This is a genomic window from Caulobacter sp. FV1ye6ST (genome assembly GCF_058681225.1).
On sequence record NZ_CM178733.1, the window covers coordinates 407,699 to 428,696 of the forward strand.

The window sequence follows — 20,998 nt, forward strand, 5'->3', positions numbered from 1 at the left end:
TGATTGACAGAGGCCGATTTCCGCCGACGCTTTGGCGAGCGATGCGGAGCGCGGGTTTGGAACCGCCCAAGATCCTGCGCACGGCCGGGCTTTCATCGACCCTTCACCTCGACGCCGCCGCGACCCTCTCGACGGCCCAGCTGTTCGCGATCTGGAAGGCGCTCGAGACCATCGCGGACGATCCCGCCGTGGCGCTGCGGCTGCTTGACGGCGCCGATCGCTGCGGCCACCAGCCCGCCTTCATTTCCGCGCTCTACGCGTCCGACTTTCGGGACGCCATCCAGCGTATCGAGCGCTTCAAGCGGATGGGCGCCTGCGAGGTGTTCAGGACGGAGGAGGCGAACGGGCGCTGGACGATCATCAAGGAATGGCCGTTTGCAATGGAGGCAGAACCGGCGGTCTCCGTCGATCTGAGCTTCATGTTCCTACTGGAGCTGGGTCGCCGAGGAACCGGCAGGCGTATTTCACCGGCGCGAATTGAATATCAGCGAGCTGGCCCGGCGAACCGCAAACTCGAGGATTATTACGGCGCGCCTTTGGTGTTCGCGGCCCCGCGAAACGCGATGATCTTTCATGCCGAGGATCTGGCTGCGCCGTTCCCCGGACACAGTCCCGAGTTTCTCGATCTGGTGACGCCGGGATTGGCTGCGGCCTTCGCTGAGATCCATGAAGGACACACGATCGCCGACCGCGTGAAATCGGTTCTCAAGCGCTCTCTCGCTAGCGGACGCCCCGAGGTGGCCTACGTCGCGCGGGTTCTGGGGGTGAGCGAACGCACGCTGCAAAGACGGATAACCGATGAGGCCACGACATTTAGAGCGCTGCTCTCGGATGCGCGCCGCGAGCTGAGTCAACAGCTGCTCGCCGATCCCGCCATTCACATCGACGAGGTGACCTACCTGCTCGGGTATCAGGACGCCACGTCCTTCTATCGGGCTTTCAAGGACTGGGCGGGCATTTCGCCGGGCGAGTGGCGCGCAGGAATTGGAACGCAACCCGAGATGTCCGAGGTGCTGCATTGAAGGTCCGCTTGCCGCGTGGGGCACCAACGTCTGGTGATAGCGCGACCTGAACGCCCGCGTCGGAGGTTCACGTTCCCCCTGCTCTCCGGCAATTGGCCACTGGCGGCCAATTATCCTTTAAAATGGGGTCCTATTGTCCACCGGTGGCCAGTTGACCATAGCGGTCGGCGGTTCAATTCCTCCGTGTCGCAACAGCAGAGCCAGCGCCGCAGGATGAAGGCAGCGCCGCGCCTGTCGCGCCAGCGGCCGTTACACAGATGGAGCCATAGCGGGCAAAGACTGGCTCTGACTTGCAGCGCCGCAAGCTCCGTTGCGGATTAAATCCGCCAAGGCGTTGGCGCTAGATCCCTCGCTTGGTTGGGCGCATACCGGCGAGGGGTAAGCTTGGGTCCCTGGCCAGGTGGCGCTCCCAATAGCTGTCGAAGGCGGCGATACCGGCGGGCGACAGAGCCAAGGCGTCGGGCCTGTCTAGCGGGGGCTCCAAGAGGCCCAGCTTGACCAACGGATTAATGGCGACAGGCGGGTAGCTGTGGGCGGTTTCGGCGGCATCCTCAGCGCGCCAACGTAAGCGACCCTCAACCTCAATTGTTGTGAGCGTCAGGTCTCGTTTGTCGCACCCATGTATGGGTCGTGTCCGGATGCCAAGGGAGGTTAGAGCCTCGCGGGCCCGGGGCGGAATTTCTTCCCAAGTCAGCCCCGTTGTGTCCGCAGCGGGCGCGCCGTCCCGCCCTAGCTTGAACGCGCGCTCCATTGTGTTTCGGCTTGCAAAAGTGACCCCCTTCTCGGGGATATCGGCGTCCAAAAATGACCCCCTGTCCTTGAGGCTTTGATGGCCAGATCGGCGGCTTGTGTAGTCGCGGATCGAGACGGGGATGTTGGTATTGGAGACGGTGGCGAAGATCCGGCGCGAGCACTTCGCGCGGGGCAAGGGCGTGAAGACGATCGCGCGGGAGATGGGCCTGGCGCGCAACACGGTGCGCAAGGTTCTGAGGTCGGGAGAGACCTCGCTGGAGTACGAGCGGCGCGAGCAGCCGCATCCCAAGTTGGGGACCTTCATCGACCGCTTGGAGGGCATGCTGGAGGCCAATGCGTCCGGGGCCCGCAAGGACCGACTGACCCTGACGCGGATCGCCGACCTGCTGAGCCGCGAGGGTTATGACGGCGGCTACGACGCCGTGCGGCGCTACGCGGGGCGCTGGGCCGATCAGCGCCGGGGCGTCAGCTCGCCGGTCGAGGCTTTCGTGCCCCTGAGCTTCGCGCCGGGCGACGCCTATCAGTTCGACTGGAGCCACGATCAGGTGGAGATCGGTGGCACGCCGCTGACGGTGAAGGTGGCCCACCTGCGGCTCAGCCACAGCCGCCGCTTCTACATCCGGGCCTATCCACGCGAGACCCAGGAGATGGTGTTCGACGCCCATGCCCGGGCCTTTGCGCTGTTCGGCGGCGTCACCCGGCGAGGCATCTACGACAACATGAAGACCGCCGTGGAGGCGGTGTTCGCCGGCAAGACCCGGCGCTTCAACCGGCGCTTCGAGCAGATGTGCTCCCACTACCTGATCGAGCCGGTGGCCTGCACCCCGGCCTCGGGCTGGGAGAAGGGCCAGGTGGAGAACCAGGTCGGCTACGCCCGCGACAACATCTTCAAGCCGCGCCCTCGGTTCAGGACCCTGGAGGAGCTGAACGGCTGGCTGGAAGCCGAGTGCGAGCGCCGGGCCCGCAACGATCGTCACCCCGAGTATCGCGACCGCACGGTCCAGGAGGTGTTCGAGGCCGAGCGGCCGTTCCTGGCGCCGTTCGTAGGTCCCTTCGACGGCTTCCACCAGGTCGAGGCCGTCGCCCAGGCCACCTGCCTGATCAACTTCGACCGCAACCGCTACTCGGTGGAGGCCAGGGCGGCGCGGCGCGCGGTGCAGATCCGCGCCTATGCCGACCGGGTCATGGTCCTGTGCGACGGCGAGGTGGTGGCCGATCATCCCCGCGGCTTTGGCCGCGACCACACCGTCTACGATCCCTGGCACTACCTGCCGGTCCTGGCCCGCAAGCCCGGGGCGCTGCGCAACGGCGCGCCGTTCCAGGACTGGTCTCTTCCGCCCGCCCTGACCCGGCTGCGCAAGCGGCTGGGCTCGGGTGACGAGGCCGATCGGCGCTTCGTTCGGGTGCTGGCCAGCATCCTCGATGACGGCCTGGATGCCGTGGACGACGCGGTCCGCGAAGCTCTCGACGCCGGCGCCGCCAGCGACGAGGTGATCCTCAACATCCTGGCCCGCCGGCGCGAGCCGCCCAGGCCCGAGGCGATCACCACCTCCCAGGCCCTGGCCTTGCGCCACCCGCCGATCGCCGACTGCGCCCGCTACGACCTGCTGCGAGGTCCCCGTGCAGCGGCATGAGATGATCGAGGCCCTGGGCCAACTGGGCCTGAAGGGCATGGCCGCCGCGTTCGACGACGCGGTGACCACGGGCCTGCAGCGCAATCGCACCGCCTTGGAGATGCTGGCCGACCTGCTCAAGGCCGAGACCGCGCACCGCCAGGCCGCCTCCATCCGCTACCGGATCACAGCCGCCAAGCTGCCGGCGATGAAGGATCTGGCGCGCTTCACCTTCGACGGCTCGCCGATCAACGAGGGCCTGGTCCGCGCCCTGCATGCCGGCTCGTTCCTGGCCGATCACCGCAACATCGTCCTGGTCGGCGGCACGGGCACCGGCAAGACCCACCTGGCCATCGCCATCACCGCCAACGTTGTGCGGGCCGGCGCGCGCGGTCGCTACTTCAACACCGTCGATCTGGTGAACCGCCTCGAGGACGAGGCCCGGCGCGGCAAGACCGGCGCCCTGGCCGCCCAGCTCTCACGTCTGGACGTCGTGGTGCTAGACGAGCTGGGCTATCTGCCGTTCGCCCAGTCCGGCGGCCAGCGCCTGTTCCACCTGGTCAGCAAGCTCTACGAGCGCACCTCGGTGATCATCACCACCAACCTAACCTTCGGGGAGTGGCCCACCGTCTTCGGCGACGCCAAGATGACCACGGCGCTGCTCGACCGCCTGACCCATCACTGCGATATCGTCGAGACCGGCAACGACAGCTGGCGGCTCAGGAACCGCGCCTGACCGGCGCGCCCAGCGTCATCCACAACTTGTTCAACCTCCCCCAGACCCCCTCCGGGCGGCTGAACGATCAGTGGCTCACTAGGCGGCGACGCGCTGCGCTAGCTGACCGCTACGCGCCTCGCCGCCGGTCCGGGAACAGAGGCTAAAGGGGTCAATATTGGACGCCGATCGGGGGTCAGTTTTGAACGCCGTTTGACACTTTCGGTGATTGACGAGATATTTGTGCTAAGGCGCCAGAGAAATCTCGACCGGGCCGTTGTTGGCGGCGCGATAAATGACATTTACGCAGATCTTGTGAATCAAATATATGTAGATGCAGTTACGCATTTGAAACGCGTATGGTGGGATCCCGACAGCGGGCTTACCTCAGGCCGCGTGTTCAACTTCCCGCGTTAAGCTTTCCTCATTGCGGAAGCGCGAGTTCGCTCAAGTTGCGACCTCCAAGTATCGACAGAACGCGTTGGCGAGCTGCATCTGCCTCGGCGTTCGACAATCGGCCGAGAAAATATTTGGCGAGCCTACAAGTATCGACAAACACTTGGCCCGCGACGTCGCCACGTTCAGGCGGTTTGGGCTGTAGAGAAACTCCATGCCGCGCGGCGCATCTGCGTAGCTGGATGTGGTCATGGAGTAGATGGCGATCGGGGCTTCCTGTCCTTGAAACTTGTCGACCGTTCCGACCCTTGCGCCGGGAATACGCCGCTGGATCTCATAAACCTGGGCGTTGTAGGGCGCGATGATGAGGATGTCGTCCAAGGTCAGGGGATGCTGGCCCTTGTGATCGACCCAGGTGACGTCGGCCCCAAGTAGCCCCGTTACGATGCCAGCAATGGCGTTGGCCTCTTCCAGTGAAGAGCTCTGATTACCGCTATGTTGGACAGGAAAGTAGCGAAGTCCGGAACCATCGAAAGGCCCAGCGCCAGCGATCACCTGCTTTTCGGAGCCGGCGCGGGCGGTCAGCTTGCCCTCGTAGAAAAGCTCCGACGTGTAGTCGCAGATCGATGGCGCTAGTCGCCATGTCTCATCGAGAAAGAGGCCCTCATCCTTTCCGATCGTCTGCTTACCATTGAGCAAGTGATGGAGTGAGGAGCACTCGGTGCCATCGGGGTGGCTTCCTTGGGTGGGTTGATCCAACTGCTGTGGATCGCCGACCAAAACGAGGATTGGCGCAGCCTGCGAAACGGCCAGCACGTTCGCCAGCGACATTTGCGCTGCCTCATCCACGAAAAGGACGTCGACCGACTGGAAGGCTTCAGGACTGGCCCACAGCCACGCGGTGCCGCCCGCGACTTGGCAACCCGTGCTCAATGCGGTGAACAGATCCGACGCCTTGTTTGCGATCTTCAGCCTATGAGAATCCTCTTCCTTCTCTTTGGGCTTCTGAACGCAGCGCACATCGACGTCCGTCTCGTCAGCAGCTTCAATCACCTTGTCGAGGAGGTTGCGGATGACCGCGTGGCCGTTTGCGACAATCCCCACCTTCTTGCCCTGCGCCACCAGAGTGCAGATCATCCGTGCGGCGGTGTAGGTTTTGCCAGTCCCCGGGGGGCCTTGGATCGGGAGCACACCGGCTTGCAGCAGAGGGGCGATGCGTCTGGCGGCTTCTAGTGTGGGCTCGTCGTCGAGCCGCAGAGGGACGTCCTCGCTCAGGGCCGGTCGGCGCCGCATGAGAAGGGCCCGCGCAGACGCATACGGACCATTGCCGACCATCCCGTGCGCAACCACGTGTTCCGCGAGGCGCAACAGCGACAGCTTCATCGGTTCGGGCGATATGTAGTCGTGAACGAATACGGCTTCGGGGTGCAGATCCGCCGTGTCCTTCCGCTTCTTGATGTCGACAGTCAGGTCGTCGGACGAGATGTCCTCCACGGCACCCATGGGTTTTCCACCCACATACTGGAGTCCCTTGCCCGGGCGCACGTCTGTATCTTGCGGCGGAAACTGGTAGCGGTGGATCGGCGCTGCAGCGGTGCCGCCGACGGCGGCCTGGAAGATCAAGCCGGAAAGCGCGGACTTCTCGTCCATGAGTTCATCAGCGCCAAGATCGCCGAGGCGGAAGAACTCCCACCAGACGGCCTTATCCTCGCGTCGATGCCACTCAAGCATATGCGCAAGAAGCCAGCGGCCATGCTGTTCGGGGGACCGCTCCAGCGGATCAACCGGCACATCATTGGTCAGCGCCGCGACGAGCGGCCCTATCTTTTCCAGCCATTCCGCCACCTTCTCGGATGGGGTGCCGTCGCCTGGCTGCGGGCGGGCGATATTGATCCCCTCGGCTAGTCGCCCTTCGCGCAGCGCCTCAAGCCAGTTCCTGAGATGGCGCGTGGCGGTGCAGTCCTCGCGATTATACGCCTGCACGGTGTCGCGATCGGGCGGGTCGATAGCCTGGGCTTCTCCCAGCTCCAGGCAGGTCTCCACGCGGGTCAGCGCCAGTCGCGCATCGGGCAAGCTCGTGTCCCGCGTGAAGCCGAAAAACGGCTCCATTTTCTTGAGGGAATAGCTCTCAACGCCAGCCCTGACGCTCTGTTTGGTGATGCTCAGGAGGTCGACGGGAAGCAGACCGCGCAGGATGCGATCCAAGTCATCTTCGCGGGTGGCGTAGCGCCCCATCAGTCGCTTGAGCGCCCCAGTTTCATATCCGCCGAAATGATAAATGTGCAGGTCTGGAAACTTAGCCCAGCGATCGACGATGAAATCGATGAACGTTTCGAACGCGGCCTTCTCAGCCTCCCGCGTCAACGCCCATAGTGGGGCGTAAGTCCATTCCCCGGCATCGTTGCGGTATTCGTAGCCGAGGAGGTACTCGAGGCCATGCTCGCCGACGTAGGGGGCGGACTCGAAATCGAGAAAGACATCGGCATCTGAGGGCTCGGGTAGTCGCCACAGGCCAAAGCCTTGTTGATTGGGCATCAGCTCGAAAATTTCGCCGCCGGCTTCTCTTGCCTCCACTTGGACGCGGGCCTGCTCCCTGACGCGGACATAGGATTCGGCGGCACCGCGCTCGGGCTTCCACGGCAGCGGAATAGGTAGCGCGGCCAGCGCCGCAGTCGTCGCGATCCCTCGTCCTGTCAGCTCGACCCGTTGAACCTTGGAGATACCGGCTACGAGGGAGAGGTGATCGTCTTCACGCCGGCGTTGATCGCAACGATTGCGCCACCGGCAGATATCACACGACGGATTGGGATCGGGATAGGTTTGCCCGTCCACCAGAGGGGCGGCGGCGGCGGCCTCCAGACTACCACGGACAACGCGATAGTAGGCCGCGAAGTCCGTGACGCGATAGGTCTCAGCTTCAAAGCCGGCGTAAGGGGGAACGACATGCATCCACTCAGGCACCGCTCCTTGCACTTGAGCTAGAAGGTCCGAGTAGAGGCTTATCTGGAGAACCGTGCTTCCCTTTGTCTCTCTCGCAAGCTTTGTGTCGATCACTTCATAGGACCAATCACCCAACTCACTCGCTTCGGCGATCCGCCGCAGGACATCGGTTCGCCCCGCCCAGGCACCAGTTTGTAGCGCCCCTTGGACGATGATCGGCGCACCGGCCTGCATTGCCGCCTTGGTCTCGGCGACGGCGTCGGATGTGATGTCGACGCCGGCGATGGTGACGACTTCCAAGCCCTGATTCGCCAGGTGTTCGACGTAACTGGCCTCGTGCTCCTTTCCCCTTTCCCAAAGGGCCTCCAGGGAGGGGTCCCAAACCTTCGGCGCTGCTAGGTCTCCTTGGGCCACCGCACGATTGAGGTCCGTGAGGTGGCGACAGTTGAGGTGTCCAACCAGGTCGGACGCGCTCAGGCGGATCGTTTGGCCATCGATCTTCATTTGCGAACGATACGGTAGCGCTTGCCCAGGTCAACAACCATGGCGCGTTCAAGCCAACTGATAGCGCCGAAAATCCTCTGAAAAGGGTAGTAGGGCAGTTTGGGGGACGGCAAGATAAAAGGACCGGGACCTTTCAGGTCCAGGTCATTGATGGTGCTAAGCTTTTCTAGGGACCAACCGTTGAGGCAGGTCCCTATTTTTCCGACTTCCCCATATGCTTCGACGGCTTGACCGGGACCAATCGTGTTGGGCCGTCCCGCTGGTCCCGGATAACTCTTTGTCCCTGCTCAAGAAGCTTTGAAATCCGGGACCTAGGCTGAAAACGAGGTCCCGGAAATTACTCAACACCACCAGCGACATAGACCTGAAAGGTCCCGGCGCTTTTATCTCGCCATCGAACTTTTGAGGGAATTTCCGCCTCCCTGCCTCCTCTCAATCACCCCAATCGCCGGCCACCACCAAGGGCGTCGGACCTTCGCTCGGAGACAATCCGCCCTGGTGCGCTTGGTGGAACGAGGGCCGGACGGGCTGGCGCGCGTCAAGGGTGCGCGCCTTCGGCGCGTATCGCGGAGCGACGGCGAAGCCGCCCTTGACCCGCACCATCCCGCCCGGCAGAGGCTCTCCAAGCGCTCCAGGGCGAGCACCGACCTTTCAGGTCCTGGCTCCCTTGAGCGGTTGAGGTGATGCCGGCGGCTATTTCGCCAGGCGGACACCTGGTCCGCCGCTGGCGTCTGCGCTGATGAAAACCGCCCCACCTTCTTCCAAAGCCGTCTGAACCTTGTCGAGGTTGGCGGCCAGAATGCCTCCACGGCCCGTTTCGAAACGAAGGATCGTAGATTCCGCGACGCCTGATCGTTCTGCGAGCTCGCGAACGCTGATGCCCAAGGCGGCTCGGGCCATTCGAACTTGCGGCGGGGCGAGAAGAGTCAACGTTATTCTCCACAAGTGAATGAATTCCGTTGACTCGGTCACCGTAATTCGTTTGAGTGTAGCTTCAATCCATTCAAACTCCACCGATTAGCGTGCTGATCGGACCGAGCGCCTACGCCGGGAGCCCCCGCATGTCTGAAGACAAGGCCGATCCCACCTCCATCTCTCGCCGCACGCTCCTCGGCGCGACGTCCGCCGCGCCGCTGGTTTGCAGCGCCCCGAACGTAGCGGCGACGCCAGCGGAGGATAGCCTCATTGGCCAATGCGCGCTCTGGCTGGCGAACGACTTCGAGCACGATGGCCTGGCCCGGCGCTGGTCCGCGTTGGAGACCCTTGCGGCCTCTGGGTACGATTATTTCCGCATGAGTGGCCATCAGCGCAGCAGCCTCCCCATGGCGCCCGAAATGGCCGCCATAGAGGTTCAGCTCGGTGAACTCTGGAAAGAGCGCAACCGCCGTCTCAAGGAGATCACCAAGCTCGCGCCGCGCAACCTCCATGAGGTCGCAAGCCTTCTAGTGATCGCTGCCCGTATTGACGTTTATGAGCCGGGTGACACGGCTCCGTTTGTGAGCAAGGCCATCGCGTTTCTGGCGTCGGCCAAATGCCCCGGCTGCGGAGAGCCCTATGTGCCGCCGAGCCTACCTACTGGCTGATAGCGTCTGGGCTCCTCACAGTCGGCGTGGGGCTATATCAAAGCTCGCAGGACATGCCTAAGGTCGTGCCTCCGATACCCTCCAAGTCAAACTCTCGATGCTTCCCAATCCAAGTCCAGGCGTCATAGCGGTTGCAAGCTTGAGGCAAGCGTGGCGCCATAAACGGCGATTTGACGCTGTAATCACCCTAGAAGATCCCGCGTGCCGCTCGGCTGATCAGCTGCGGTTTCATCGAGCGCCAAAACCTCCCCACCTCATTTTGCCGTTCGAGGACGTCGATGACGACGGCCTCGGCGTCCGGGTCGCGACGACGGATCAAGTGGGCCAAGCGATCCAATTCGCCAGAGTGCATCGCCATCACTCACTGCTTGTCCATTGCCGGCATGGCGTCGGCCGATCTGCCGCAATCGCGCTGGCGGCAATCGCAGACCGTAAGGGCTCGGGCCAAGAGGCGGCGGCGCTTGAGGCGCTTCTCACCATCCAGCCCGAGGCGACGCCGAATCTGGTGGTGGTCAAGCTTGCAGATGCCGCTCTGGGGCGAGAGGGACGATTGATTGCGGCGGTCGCTGCATGGGAGGCCTCGTCTCCACATATGGCGCGTGCCAGAGCCGCGCGTCGGGCGTTTCTAGCCTCGAACCCACAGCTCTACACCTGGCACACGGACAGGCGCTGACCGACACACCTACGACCGAGGCTTCGGCGACTATCAGCCGAGGTTTAGGTGTCGGAGGCGGCGCTGTTCAGCGTCGCGCGAGCTTTTGCGCTGACGCGGAGCCGTGGCGCCAGAGCCAGCTTTTGTTGGCGAAGCAGGTCGTCCATGCTGGTTGCCTCTGGCGTGGGGAAGAGGCCTGCCAATCCCTCTTCGCACCGAAGCGCGAGCGCGGCTTTTACTAGGTCCTCTATAGAGGCCTTACCTTCGGCTTCCATCCGTCGCCATGTGCGATAGGCGACCCCGGCCCGCGTCGCCGCATCTTTCTGACTGAAGCCGAGGGCGATGCGGCGTATTTTGACCCGATCGCCAAGATCGGTTTGTAGTTCAACAGCGGTTTTCAATGGTGTCCACATAGGGACAATTAAGTCGTTGAATTGACCGTAATTGTCCATATCCGGCCAATTGTTGTGAAGGGGCAGCCGTAAAGTGCGGCTTCGCCCACGATGGTCGTCGCCAAGGTCAGATGCCTCGTCCTCTGTCGATGTTTATGCCGATCTTGGTCGCTATTGCCGTCGTGCCGAAATTCCCTTTTTCACAAGGCATTTTTCGACATCCGACCCGCGACCTAGCCGATTATTCTGCCGATCTTCGGGCCGATATTTTGGAGGTATCAGCGCGCGGGACACACAAAGGAGGGGGAGCCATTATTAGCCCCGGCGGCGCCGGGCCTGACTAAGCGGGGGTTTAAGCCGGGACTTGCGCAATGGCGCGCTTTGCGTCGTTGAAGTCGCGCGTTTCCCTGGCCATCTCGTACTGCTGGATTCCGGCCAGTGAGCGCGGATCCGGGGGCACGGGATCGGCAATGGGATGACCGATCTTGCGGGAGGGCAGGTGAGGCCAGAGCCGACCGTTCGAACCGGGGGTTGGCGCCCCGGCGGTGATGATGGTGCCCGACAGCTTTTCCTGGGCGAACCGTAGGTGGTCGCCCAGCAGCTTGGCGCGGGTGATGTAGCCCGCGTTCACTCCCGGAAGGCTGTGGTTCATCAGCAGGTGCATGTCGATTTCAGAGAGGCCGGCGGCCTGACCCACGGTGCGATAGGTTTGACGCAGGTCATTGGCAAATTTCGACAGGACGTGCCGGGCCTCCTTGTGGACCACCATATGGCCGGTGGCGCTTTCGGCCGCGAAGATCCAGGTCTCGGCATGTCGTGGCCACACCGCGCGGCTGGCTCGAATGGCGCGGATGAGGCAACGGATCATCGGGCGCGAAAGTGGAATGCTGAACGCGCGCTTGGCGCCGCCCTTTGGGCGCGGGATGTGCAGCACGCGCTCCTTCAAATCCAGATGATCCAAGCGCGCCCGACATAGCGCCCCAGGGCGGCTACCCGACAGCAGCGTGAAGAGGTGAAACTCGCGACGAATGGCGTGCCTCATCCGCCCGGCTTCCTCGAACCAGCCAGGCAGATCGGCGAGGCCCATCGCGGTGTCGCGGCGCTTTTCCTCGTTCCAGTCCACGGCCAGCGTTGGGTTTTCCGGCGGCAAGTACCGGTGGGAGCGGCGAGCATGGTTGTAGATCGCGCGTAGGGTTCTCATGCAGCCGTTGGCGGCGTTTGGACCGTTGTCGCGCGAGATCTTGTCATGGCGTTCCGCAACGAGAGCGGGATTGTCGCCCAGCTCAAAGAGTGGTCGATCCAGCCAGTCGGCCATCATCCGCTCAACGTGGCTGCGATAGCCTCGGATGGTTTCTGCGCTGCGGCTCTTCCGTTCCATGTGAGCAGTGCAATAGCGTTCCCAGGCCTGGCGCAGGGTGACGCCAGCTTCACGCTGCGGCTTGGCCTCTTCGGGCCTGGCGGCAAATTCTCCCTTGGCGATCTTTGCCAGCAGTTCCTTGGCGCGGGTGCGCGCTTCGCGCGTGGTCATCTCGCCGGCCGCGCCAATCGCCATCGTCTTGTGCTGGCGACGGCCTTCGCTCCAGAACTCGCCCTTCACCGTGAAGGTTTTCTTCCGTGCTCCGACGACGAGCGAGAAGCCCGGCAACTCCTCGTCGCGAACGACGTATTGGCCGCTTTGGGCGGGTGGGAGGCGGAAGATCGTGCGGTCGTTGAGCGTAGTTCTCAGATTGGCCATGGCAAAGGTCCAATTCCAAGCCGGGTTCTAAGCCGGGTTTGGCGTTTTTCCGATCTCGGGGCCGCCTTACGCTATGGCCCGACGCCATACTACTCGAAATGGAAAGGTCCAACAATAACAAATACCTTTCGTACTCTGGCGTACAATCGGCGACTTACTTCGGAAGTGGTATTCAATACTACGAATTCTGAGGGTCGGACGTTCGAATCGTTCCGGCGTCCAACATTCGGTTTAAACCGCGAACCTCGACCAGAGCAGACTGGTCGCCCGCCGAAGCGGCCATGGTGCGCGGTAGTTCAGTCCTCCCCGCCCCGCGCGTGATCAGACGGTGAACCGCCGATCGGCCAAACCTCCGCATGGTCACCACGGCACGGTTTTGCCATGCCGGTCGATGAAGCGCAGGCCCGGCTTGCCCAGCTGCGCGACAAGCGTATCGACCAACCGCGGAATGGTCTCCTCGATACTGAACGGGGCCTGCGGTCCGCCCAACTCCGTGCGGATCCAGCCCGGGGCCATCAGCACCATGGCCCGCTGGCCGTCGCGATGGCGGGCGGCATAGCTACGCATATATTGGTTGAGGGCGGCCTTGCTGCCTCGGTAGACCTCGTGGCCGCCCTTCAGGTTGTCGCCGATGCTGCCTTGGCCCGACGACATGACGCCGATCAGGCCGGCGGGGCGCACCAGGTCCTGCAGTCCTTCCACGGCGCGCATGACGCCAAAGGCGTTGGTGAGCATGACACGCACGAACTCATCGGCCGACGTTTCGGCGATCGTTTCGGCCTGATCCTGGTTGGCGGTCCCGGCGTTGACGAACAGCATGTCGAAGGCATGGCCCGCGAGACGTTCGCGCAAGCTCACGATCTGGTCAGGCTCGGTGATGTCGAGCCTCTCGACCACGACCCGATCGGGATGGGCGTCGGCGAGGGCGCTCAAGCCCGTCGGACCATCGTTGCGAACCGTGCCGACGACGCGCCAATCCTTCTTGACGAATTCGGCCGCCATCGCCAGGCCAAGGCCGCGCGACGCGCCGAACGGTTTGGGGGTGCGGATTCAGGGATTTTGTCATGTGGCGGTTCCCTTCATTGTCACCGTCTCAATGTGGATCCGCCGGTGGCGTACGCCAGGCGCATGAGACGCAAAGTATGATTTCGTGGAACGCTATCCGAAGGTCGGACGACTGCCGCGGGTCGAGATCCCGCGGCGCTCGGCTGACGATACGGCCACCTTCCTCGCCGAGGCTGGCGTCCGCTAGAGTACCCCCCATGCGTACTGACTATCTCGGCAACCCGGTCAGCCCGACACCAGACGCCGCCCTGGCGGCGGTGAACGGCTTCGTCGACGGCTTCCTCGGGTATGAGGCCCGGGCGGCCGAAGTGATCGGGGCCGCCGAGGCGCATCCGGATTGCGCCCTTCTGAACGCCTATGCCGCGACGCTGTGGCTGCTGCTGGAGGCGCCGGACGCCGCCGAACGCGCCGCGCCGTATCTGGCTCGAGCTCGGGCGGCGGCGGGTCGAGCCCATCCGCGTGAACAGGCTTTCTTGGACTTCGTCACGGCCTGGTCGGCCGACGATATTCCCGGCGCCCTGGGCGTCGCCGACGCTATCCTGGCGGCGTGGCCCCGCGATCTGCTGGTGCTGAAGCTTCGGCAGTATCACGACTTCAACCGCGGCGACTTCCCGGCCATGCTGCGGGCGGCCAGCGCCGTCCTGCCCGCCGCCGAGGACGTGGCCCAGCTGCACGGCATGCTGGCCTTCGCCTACGAGCAGTGCCACCTGCTGGACGAGGCCGAGGCCGCCGCCCGGCGGGCGCTGGCCCTGAAGCGCAAGGAGCCCTGGGCTCAGCACGCCCTGGCCCATGTGATGCTGACCCAGGGTCGGGTCGCCGAGGGCGTTGCGTTCCTGGAGGGCGTCCGCGACACCTGGACGGGCCTGAACTCGTTCATGGATACGCATCTTTGGTGGCATCTCGCGCTGTTCTATCTCAGCCAGGGTCGCTTCGACGCCGCCCTGGCCGCCTATGACGACCACTGCTGGGCGCAGGCGAAGGACTACTCCCAGGATCAGGTCGGGGCGGTGTCGCTGCTGGCCCGGCTGGAGCTGGCCGGCGTGGATGTCGGCGAGCGCTGGACCGATCTCGCCGACCACCTGGCCGTCCGCGCCCAAGACGTGGTGCAACCGTTCCTGACCCTGCAATATCTCTACGGCCTGGCCCGCGCGGGCCGGCCCGAGGCGGGCGCCTTGCTGGCCGCCGTGCGTCGCGCGGCGCTGGAGGCGCCCGACTTCGTCCGCGAGACCTGGCGCGAGGTCGCCTTGCCGGCGGCGGAGGGCTTGGTCGCCCACGCGCGGGGCGATTATCCGAGCGCCCTGCGCGGCCTGCGCGCCGCCCTGCCGCGCCTGGCCGAGATCGGCGGCAGCCACGCCCAGCGGGATCTCTTCGAGCAACTGATCCTGGACGCCCTGATCCGCGCCGACCGGCTGTCGGAAGCCCAGCAGGCGCTGGAGCTGCGGCGCGGCTTCGATCCCGACGGCGTGCCGCTCAATCGCGCCCTGGCGAGAGTCTATGACCGCCTGGGCCTGCCCACCGAGGCCGCCAAGGCCCGGGCGCGCATCGCGTGAAACTCCGCGCTCTTCTTGGTCTGGCGGTCGCCTGCCTGCTGGCCTTCGCGCCCGTCGCCCACGCCGCGCCCAAGGACACCCTGACGGTCGCGCTGCAACTGGAGCCGCCCAACCTGGATCCCACCTCCGGCGCGGCGGTGGCGACCGACGAGGTGGTCTACCGCAACATCTTCGAAGGCCTCGTCCGCCTGGACGCCCAAGGGGCGGTCAAGCCGCTGCTGGCGACCTGGTGGGAGGTTACGCCCGACGGCCTGACCTACACTTTCCATCTTCGGGACGGCGTGCGCTTCCAGGACGGGACGCCGTTCGACGCCGGCATCGTCAAGTTCAGCCTGGAGCGCGCCCTCGCGCCGGCCTCGACCAACGTCCAGAAGCAGGCGTTGAGCGTCATCCGGCGGGTCGAGATCATCGATCCGCGTACGGCGCGCCTGCATCTGTCCAAGCCCGACAGCAACCTGCTCTACGCCCTGGCCTGGGGCGATGCTGTGATGGTCTCGCCGAAGTCGGCGGCGGGCCTGGCCACCACGCCGGTCGGCACCGGCCCGTTCAAGTTCGCCGGCTGGCGGCGCGGCGATACCGTGAGCCTGGTCCGCAACGACGGCTATTGGGGCCAGCCCGCCAAGCTGCGTCAGGTGAAGTTCAAGTTCATCGCCGATCCGGCGGCGGCCTATGCGGCGATCAAGACCCACGAGATCGACGCTTTCCCCGACTATCCGGCCCCGGAGAACCTGGCCCAGCTGCGCGCCGATCCGGCCCTCAAGGTGATCACCGCCCCCAGCGAGGGCGAGGTGATCCTGGGCATGAACAACCGCACTGGCCCGCTGGCCGACGTGCGGGTGCGCCGCGCCCTGCAATACGCCCTCGACCGCCGGGCGATCATCGACGGCGCCATGTACGGCTACGGGACGCCGATCGGCAGCCACTTCCCGCCGCAGAACGCCGCCTATGTCGACCTCACCGGGCTCTATCCGCACGACATCGCCAAGGCCAAGGCGCTGCTGGCCCAGGCCGGCTATCCCAACGGCCTCGACCTGACCCTGAAACTGCCGCCGCCGAACTACGCCCGGCGCGGTGGCGAGATCGTCGCCGCCCAACTGGCCAAGGCCGGCGTGCGGGTGAAGATCGAGAACATCGAGTGGGCCCAATGGCTGAACCAGGTCTATGGCCGCCACGCGTTCGACCTGACCATCGTCAGCCATGCCGAACCCATGGACTACGCCATCTATGACAAGGCCGACTACTATTTCGGCTATCATAGCGAGGCTTTCCACGAGCTGATGGAGGCCCTGAAGGGCGCGACCGACGAGGGCAGGCGAACGGTGATCCTGGCTCAGATCCAGCGCCGGATCGCCGACGACGCGGTCAACGGCTTCCTGTTCCAGTCCCCGCACCTGGGCGTGTTCGATGCTCGCCTGAGGGACGTCTGGATCAATTCGCCGACCCAGACCCTCGACCTGCACGCGGCCGGGTTCGATGGCGCCGGCGGGGCGGAGGCCCTCGGGAGCGGCAAGGCCGGTCCTGCCGGCGCCGTCATGGGCGCGGTCCTGGCGCTCGCCGTGATGGCGGGGGTGGCCCTGCTCGCCGTCCGCTTCGGGGCGGCCTATCTGGGCGGCCGGGCGGTGGTGATGGTGCTGACCCTGCTGACCGCCAGCGTCGTGGTCTTCGCGATCATCCAGGTCGTGCCGGGCGACCCGGCTGCCTACATGCTGGGCCTCAACGCCAGTCCGGAGGCCGTCGCCAACCTGCGCCAGCAGATGGGGCTGGAAGGTCCGGCGGCGCAGCGCTACCTCGCCTGGCTGCTGGGCATGCCGCGCGGCGACCTGGGCGTCAGCTACACCTACCAGACCCCGGTCGCGGCCCTGGTCGCCGAGCGGATCGGCGTCTCGCTGCCCCTGGCCCTGTTGGCCCTGGTCCTCTCAGTCGCTGTCGGCGCGCCGATCGGCGCCCTGGCGGCGGCGCGGCGGGGAAGGGCGACCGACACGGTGGTCATGGGCCTGACCCAGGTGGGCGTGGCCATTCCCAACTTCTGGTTCGCCGTACTGCTGGTCATGGTGTTCTCGATCGGCCTGCGCTGGGTGTCGGCCGGCGGCTTCCCCGGCTGGGACGCGGGCCTGGTCCCGGCGCTGAAGGCCCTGGCCTTGCCGGCTGTCGCCCTGGCCGCGCCGCAAGCCGCCATCATCGCCCGCGTCACCCGCTCGGCCCTGATCGACACCCTGGCCGAGGACTATATGCGCACCGCCCGCGCCAAGGGCCTCACGGCCAGCCAGGCGCTGTGGCGGCACGGCCTACCCAACGCCCTGATCCCCCTGCTGACCATCCTGGGCCTGCAGTTTCCCTTTCTGCTGGCCGGCGGGGTGATCATCGAGAACGTGTTCTTTCTGCCCGGCCTGGGGCGTCTCGTTTTGCAAGCCATCACCCAGCGCGACCTGATCGTCGTGCAGGGCGTGGTCATGCTGCTGGTCTTCGCCGTAGTGGCCACCAACTTCCTGGTCGACGTGGCCTATGTGCTGGTCGATCCCCGCCTGCGGAGGCGCGGATCATGAGCCGCGCCCGCCTTTCGCCAACCCTGATCGTCGGCGGCGTGATCAGCATCGCCTTCGTGGCCGCCGCGCTCCTGTCGCTGGTTTGGACGCCCTACGACGTGGCCAGTTTCGACATCGAGCACCGCCTTCAAGGACCTTCGGCCGTCCACTGGCTGGGCCTGGACCATTTCGGCCGCGACGTCGCCTCGATGATCCTGCTCGGCGCTCGCAACGCCCTGGCGGTCTCGCTGGTGGCCGTGCTGTTGGGCGCGGGCGTCGGCGTACCGCTGGGCCTGCTGGCCGCCGCCCGGCGGGGCCTCGTCGACGAACTGGTCATGCGCGCCTCGGACGTGGTCTTCGCCTTCCCGGCCCTGATCCTGGCCATCCTGATCACCGCCGTCCTGGGTCCGGGGGCGATCAACGCCGTCATCGCCATCGGCATCTTCAACGTGCCCGTGTTCGCCCGCCTCACCCGAGGCTCGGCGCTAAGCCTTTGGACCCGCGACTATGTCCTGGCCGCCCGCGCGGCCGGCAAGGGGCCGACGCAGATCTCGCTGGAGCACATCGCACCTGGGTTGCTCAGTGTGCTGATCGTCCAGGCGACGCTGCAGTTCTCGCTGGGCGTCATCGCCGAGGCGGGGCTCTCCTATGTCGGTCTCGGCGCCCAGCCGCCGGCCGCCAGTTGGGGCAAGATGCTGGCCGACGCCCAGACCCTGGTCGCGGTCGCGCCCCTGCAGGCGATCTTCCCGGGCCTGGCTATCGTCATCACCGTGCTGGGGCTGAACCTGCTGGGCGACGGCCTGCGCGACCGGCTCGACCCGCGCCTGGGCGAGGAGCGCTAGGTGGCCCTGCTCGAGATCCAGGACCTGAAGCTGATGCTGGGCGACCAGCCGATCCTGCGCGGCCTGTCGCTTATGCTGCAGGCCGGCCAGGTGCTCGGCATCGTTGGCGAGTCCGGCTCCGGCAAGTCGCTGACGGCGCTGTCGATCCTGGGCCTGCCGCCGCGTGGGGCGCGGGTCGAGGGGGCGATCCGGTTCGAGGACCGCGACCTCGTCGGCCTGCCCGACGGCGAACTGTCGCAGCTGCGCGGCGACCGCATCGGCATGGTGTTCCAGGAACCGATGACATCGCTCAACCCGGTCATGACCATCGGGGCCCAGGTGGCCGAGGTCGTTCGCCTGCACCGCAAGGCCTCGCGCGCCGAGGCCAAGGCCGCCGCCCGCGAGACGCTGGACCGTGTGGGCCTCGCCGACATCCCCCTGACCCGCTATCCGCACGAATTGTCCGGAGGCCAGCGCCAACGGGTCGCGATCGCCATCGCCGTCGTGCTGTCGCCCCGTCTGCTGATCGCCGACGAGCCGACGACGGCGCTGGACGTCACCACCCAGGCCGAGATCCTCAAGTTGCTGCGCCACCTGGTGCGCGAGGACGGCGCGGCCCTGATCCTGATCAGCCACGACCTGGCCCTGATCGCCGAGGCCGCCGACCACGTCGCGGTGATGAAGGACGGCGAGATCGTCGAGCAGGGCGAGACCGGCGCCGTCTTCAAGGCCCTGGCCCATCCCTACACCCGCGCCCTGGCCGCCGACGCCGAGCGCCTGCCGGTCCGGACCCGGACGCCGGACGTCCAGGCCGCGCCGATCCTGGAGGCGCGCGGCGTGGTCCGCGACTATCCCGGCCCACGCCGCTTCCTTCGCGCCTGCCCGCCGGTCCGCGTGCTGCAAGGCGTCTCGCTGGAAATCCATCCCGGCGAGATCGTCGGCCTGGTCGGCGAGTCCGGCAGCGGCAAGTCAACCCTGCTGCGCGCCCTGCTGGCCCTGGATCCGGTCCAGGGCGGCGAGGTGTGGCTGGCTGGCGAACCCTTCACGCCGGCCTCGCCGCGCCGCCGCCGACGCGCCATCCAGCTGGTCTTCCAGGACCCGAACGGCAGTCTCGATCCGCGCTGGACGGTCGAGCGTCTGGTGGCCGAGCCGCTGCATTTGCTGGACGTCAAGCTCTCGCCCCTGGAACGCCGCGCCAGGGTCGAGGCCATGCTGGCCAAGGTGGGGCTGCCGGCCGAGGCCGCCGATCGCTATCCGCACCAGTTCAGCGGCGGCCAGCGCCAGCGCATCGCCATCGCCCGCGCCCTGATCGTCGAGCCCGACGTCATCGCCCTGGACGAAGCGGTTTCGGCCCTCGACGTCACGGTCCGCGCCGAGGTGCTGGACCTACTGGCCCGCCTCTCCGATGACCTGGGCGTGGCCTATCTGTTCGTGACCCACGACATGGGCGTGGTGCGCGGCCTGACCGACCGGGTGCTGGTGATGCGTGAGGGGCGGATCGTGGAGGCTGGACCGACCGCCGAGGTCTTCGCCGCGCCGAAACATCCGTATACGGCGCAATTGATCGCCGCGACGCCGAATCTGGCCCGCGCTCTGGCCTCGAGAGCCTAGAGCATTTTCCGACGAAGTGGGTACCGGTTCGTCGTCAGAAAATGCGTCAAAACAATAGGCTAGAGCATTTCATCGATCCAATTGGATCGAAAAATGCTCTAGCTTCGCGCCGCGTAGACCCCTCGGGCGATGGCCCGCGCCAGGCAGTCGCCGGCCGCCGAGCCGAGGCGGGCGAGGTGGCGCAGGCGCCCGGTCTCGCCCAGGTCGACGGCGCCCGACGCGGCCGCGAACACCACGTCGCCATCGAACGGCGTGTGGGCCGGACGCACCGCGCGTGACAGCCCATCCTGGGCCATCATCGCCAGGCGCTTGCACTCGGCGGCGGTGAGCGCCGCATTGACCGCGACCACGGCCAGGGTGGTGTTGGCGCCCTGCGCCAGCCGCCCCTGGCCGGCCAGGCGGGAGTCATCCGGCATCGGCTCGACCGCCCCGGCCGGCCCGGAGGGCGTCCGTCCCCCGAACTCGCCGTCGATCTCGAACGGCCAGGCCCAGAAGGTCTCGCCGTCCGGCATGAACACCGAACCAACCGGGTTCACGGCCGCCAGGGCTCCGACGATCAAGCCGTCGCCCAGGTCCAGGGACGCGGAGCCTAGCCCGCCCGGGACCAGGCCCGCCCGCGCGCCACGTCCCGCCCCGACCGCGCCGAGCGCGAAGGTCGTGTCGGCCGAGGCCAAGGCCTCCTGGCCCAGGCGGCGGTACGGCGGCTCCAGTCCCCAGGCCTTGTCGCCGCCATTGCCCAGATCGTACAGCACCGCCCCCGCCACGATCGGCGCCGTCGGCGCGCCGGGGCTGATCGGAAAGCCTTCGCCCGCCCGCGACAGAGCGGCCACGACGCCGTCGGCCGCGCCCAGGCCGAAGACCGAGCCGCCGCTCAGCGTCAGGCCGTGCAGGCGCGCATAGCCATTCTCGGGCGACAGGGTCGCGGTCTCGCGCACACCCGGCCCGCCGCCGCGCACATCGACGGCGGCGGTCCAGCCGCCCGGAAAGCGCACGACGGTCACGCCGCTGCGCACCGCCTCGTCCGTGGCGTTGCCGACCGTCAGGCCGGGCACGTCGGTGAGCAGATTGCGCGGACCGGGTCGAAGCAAGGCGATGTCCTTTCAGGGATTCGCCGGCACTCTAGC

The 20,998-nt window shown here is 66.0% G+C and carries 14 protein-coding genes; 8 read left to right on the forward strand and 6 right to left on the reverse strand.

The features are described from left to right. The first annotated feature begins 56 nt into the window (after nucleotides 1–56). From ACW175_RS02075 to istB, 3 genes are all read left to right on the forward strand, one after another. Entirely contained in the window at nucleotides 57–1,022 is a 966-nt protein-coding gene (locus ACW175_RS02075; protein ID WP_492103019.1) for an AraC family transcriptional regulator, read from the forward strand. An 872-nt stretch (nucleotides 1,023–1,894) separates the two neighbouring features. Continuing rightward, nucleotides 1,895–3,409 carry an IS21 family transposase gene (gene istA / locus ACW175_RS02080; protein WP_492100655.1) on the forward strand — a complete coding sequence of 505 codons (1,515 nt, stop codon included), beginning with the start codon at nucleotides 1,895–1,897 and terminating at the stop codon, nucleotides 3,407–3,409. After that, nucleotides 3,396–4,124 (forward strand): IS21-like element helper ATPase IstB, encoded by a 729-nt coding sequence (istB, locus tag ACW175_RS02085; protein WP_492100654.1) that lies wholly within the window; start codon nucleotides 3,396–3,398, stop codon nucleotides 4,122–4,124. The genes istA and istB overlap by 14 nt, the downstream gene beginning before the upstream one ends. Nucleotides 4,125–4,550: 426 nt before the next feature. On the opposite strand, the gene ACW175_RS02090 is transcribed toward istB, so the two are convergent. After that, nucleotides 4,551–7,943 carry a TM0106 family RecB-like putative nuclease gene (locus ACW175_RS02090; protein ID WP_492103020.1) on the reverse strand — a complete coding sequence of 1,131 codons (3,393 nt, stop codon included), beginning with the start codon at nucleotides 7,941–7,943 and terminating at the stop codon, nucleotides 4,551–4,553. A 693-nt stretch (nucleotides 7,944–8,636) separates the two neighbouring features. Beyond that, nucleotides 8,637–8,873 (reverse strand): helix-turn-helix domain-containing protein, encoded by a 237-nt coding sequence (locus tag ACW175_RS02095; RefSeq protein ID WP_492103021.1) that lies wholly within the window; start codon nucleotides 8,871–8,873, stop codon nucleotides 8,637–8,639. Between the two features lie 131 nt (nucleotides 8,874–9,004). Between ACW175_RS02095 and ACW175_RS02100 the strand changes: the two genes are divergently transcribed. Further along, nucleotides 9,005–9,526, forward strand: a complete 522-nt coding sequence (locus ACW175_RS02100) for a hypothetical protein (RefSeq protein WP_492103022.1) — start codon at nucleotides 9,005–9,007, stop codon at nucleotides 9,524–9,526. 717 nt (nucleotides 9,527–10,243) lie between these two features. Here ACW175_RS02100 and ACW175_RS02105 read toward each other — a convergent pair. The 3 genes from ACW175_RS02105 to ACW175_RS02115 all read right to left on the reverse strand — a co-directional run bounded on the left by ACW175_RS02105 (nucleotide 10,244) and on the right by ACW175_RS02115 (nucleotide 13,355). Further along, on the reverse strand, nucleotides 10,244–10,630 hold the full coding sequence (locus ACW175_RS02105) for a helix-turn-helix domain-containing protein (protein ID WP_492103023.1): 387 nt from the start codon (nucleotides 10,628–10,630) through the stop codon (nucleotides 10,244–10,246). Between the two features lie 292 nt (nucleotides 10,631–10,922). Then, nucleotides 10,923–12,305, reverse strand: coding sequence for a tyrosine-type recombinase/integrase (locus ACW175_RS02110; RefSeq protein WP_492103024.1), 1,383 nt, complete (start codon nucleotides 12,303–12,305; stop codon nucleotides 10,923–10,925). A 360-nt stretch (nucleotides 12,306–12,665) separates the two neighbouring features. Further along, nucleotides 12,666–13,355: an SDR family oxidoreductase gene (locus ACW175_RS02115; protein WP_492104878.1), complete on the reverse strand. Its 690-nt coding sequence runs from the start codon at nucleotides 13,353–13,355 to the stop codon at nucleotides 12,666–12,668. Nucleotides 13,356–13,567: 212 nt separating this feature from the next. Between ACW175_RS02115 and ACW175_RS02120 the strand changes: the two genes are divergently transcribed. The 4 genes from ACW175_RS02120 to ACW175_RS02135 are packed head-to-tail and all read left to right on the forward strand — an operon-like array spanning nucleotide 13,568 to nucleotide 19,874. After that, the gene (locus tag ACW175_RS02120; RefSeq protein WP_492103025.1) at nucleotides 13,568–14,920 is read left to right on the forward strand and encodes a tetratricopeptide repeat protein; all 1,353 of its coding nucleotides are present in this window, start codon (nucleotides 13,568–13,570) and stop codon (nucleotides 14,918–14,920) included. Continuing rightward, nucleotides 14,917–17,463, forward strand: a complete 2,547-nt coding sequence (locus tag ACW175_RS02125; RefSeq protein ID WP_492103026.1) for an ABC transporter substrate-binding protein — start codon at nucleotides 14,917–14,919, stop codon at nucleotides 17,461–17,463. Before ACW175_RS02120 ends, ACW175_RS02125 begins: the two co-directional genes overlap by 4 nt. Continuing rightward, a complete protein-coding gene (locus tag ACW175_RS02130) occupies nucleotides 17,460–18,284 on the forward strand; it encodes an ABC transporter permease (protein WP_492103027.1) in 825 nt (274 codons plus the stop codon). Before ACW175_RS02125 ends, ACW175_RS02130 begins: the two co-directional genes overlap by 4 nt. Further along, nucleotides 18,285–19,874 (forward strand): dipeptide ABC transporter ATP-binding protein, encoded by a 1,590-nt coding sequence (locus ACW175_RS02135; RefSeq protein WP_492103028.1) that lies wholly within the window; start codon nucleotides 18,285–18,287, stop codon nucleotides 19,872–19,874. A 98-nt stretch (nucleotides 19,875–19,972) separates the two neighbouring features. Here the strand turns inward: ACW175_RS02135 and ACW175_RS02140 are convergent, their stop codons facing one another. Next, nucleotides 19,973–20,962, reverse strand: coding sequence for a P1 family peptidase (locus ACW175_RS02140; protein ID WP_492103029.1), 990 nt, complete (start codon nucleotides 20,960–20,962; stop codon nucleotides 19,973–19,975). Between the last annotated feature and the right edge of the window lie 36 nt (nucleotides 20,963–20,998).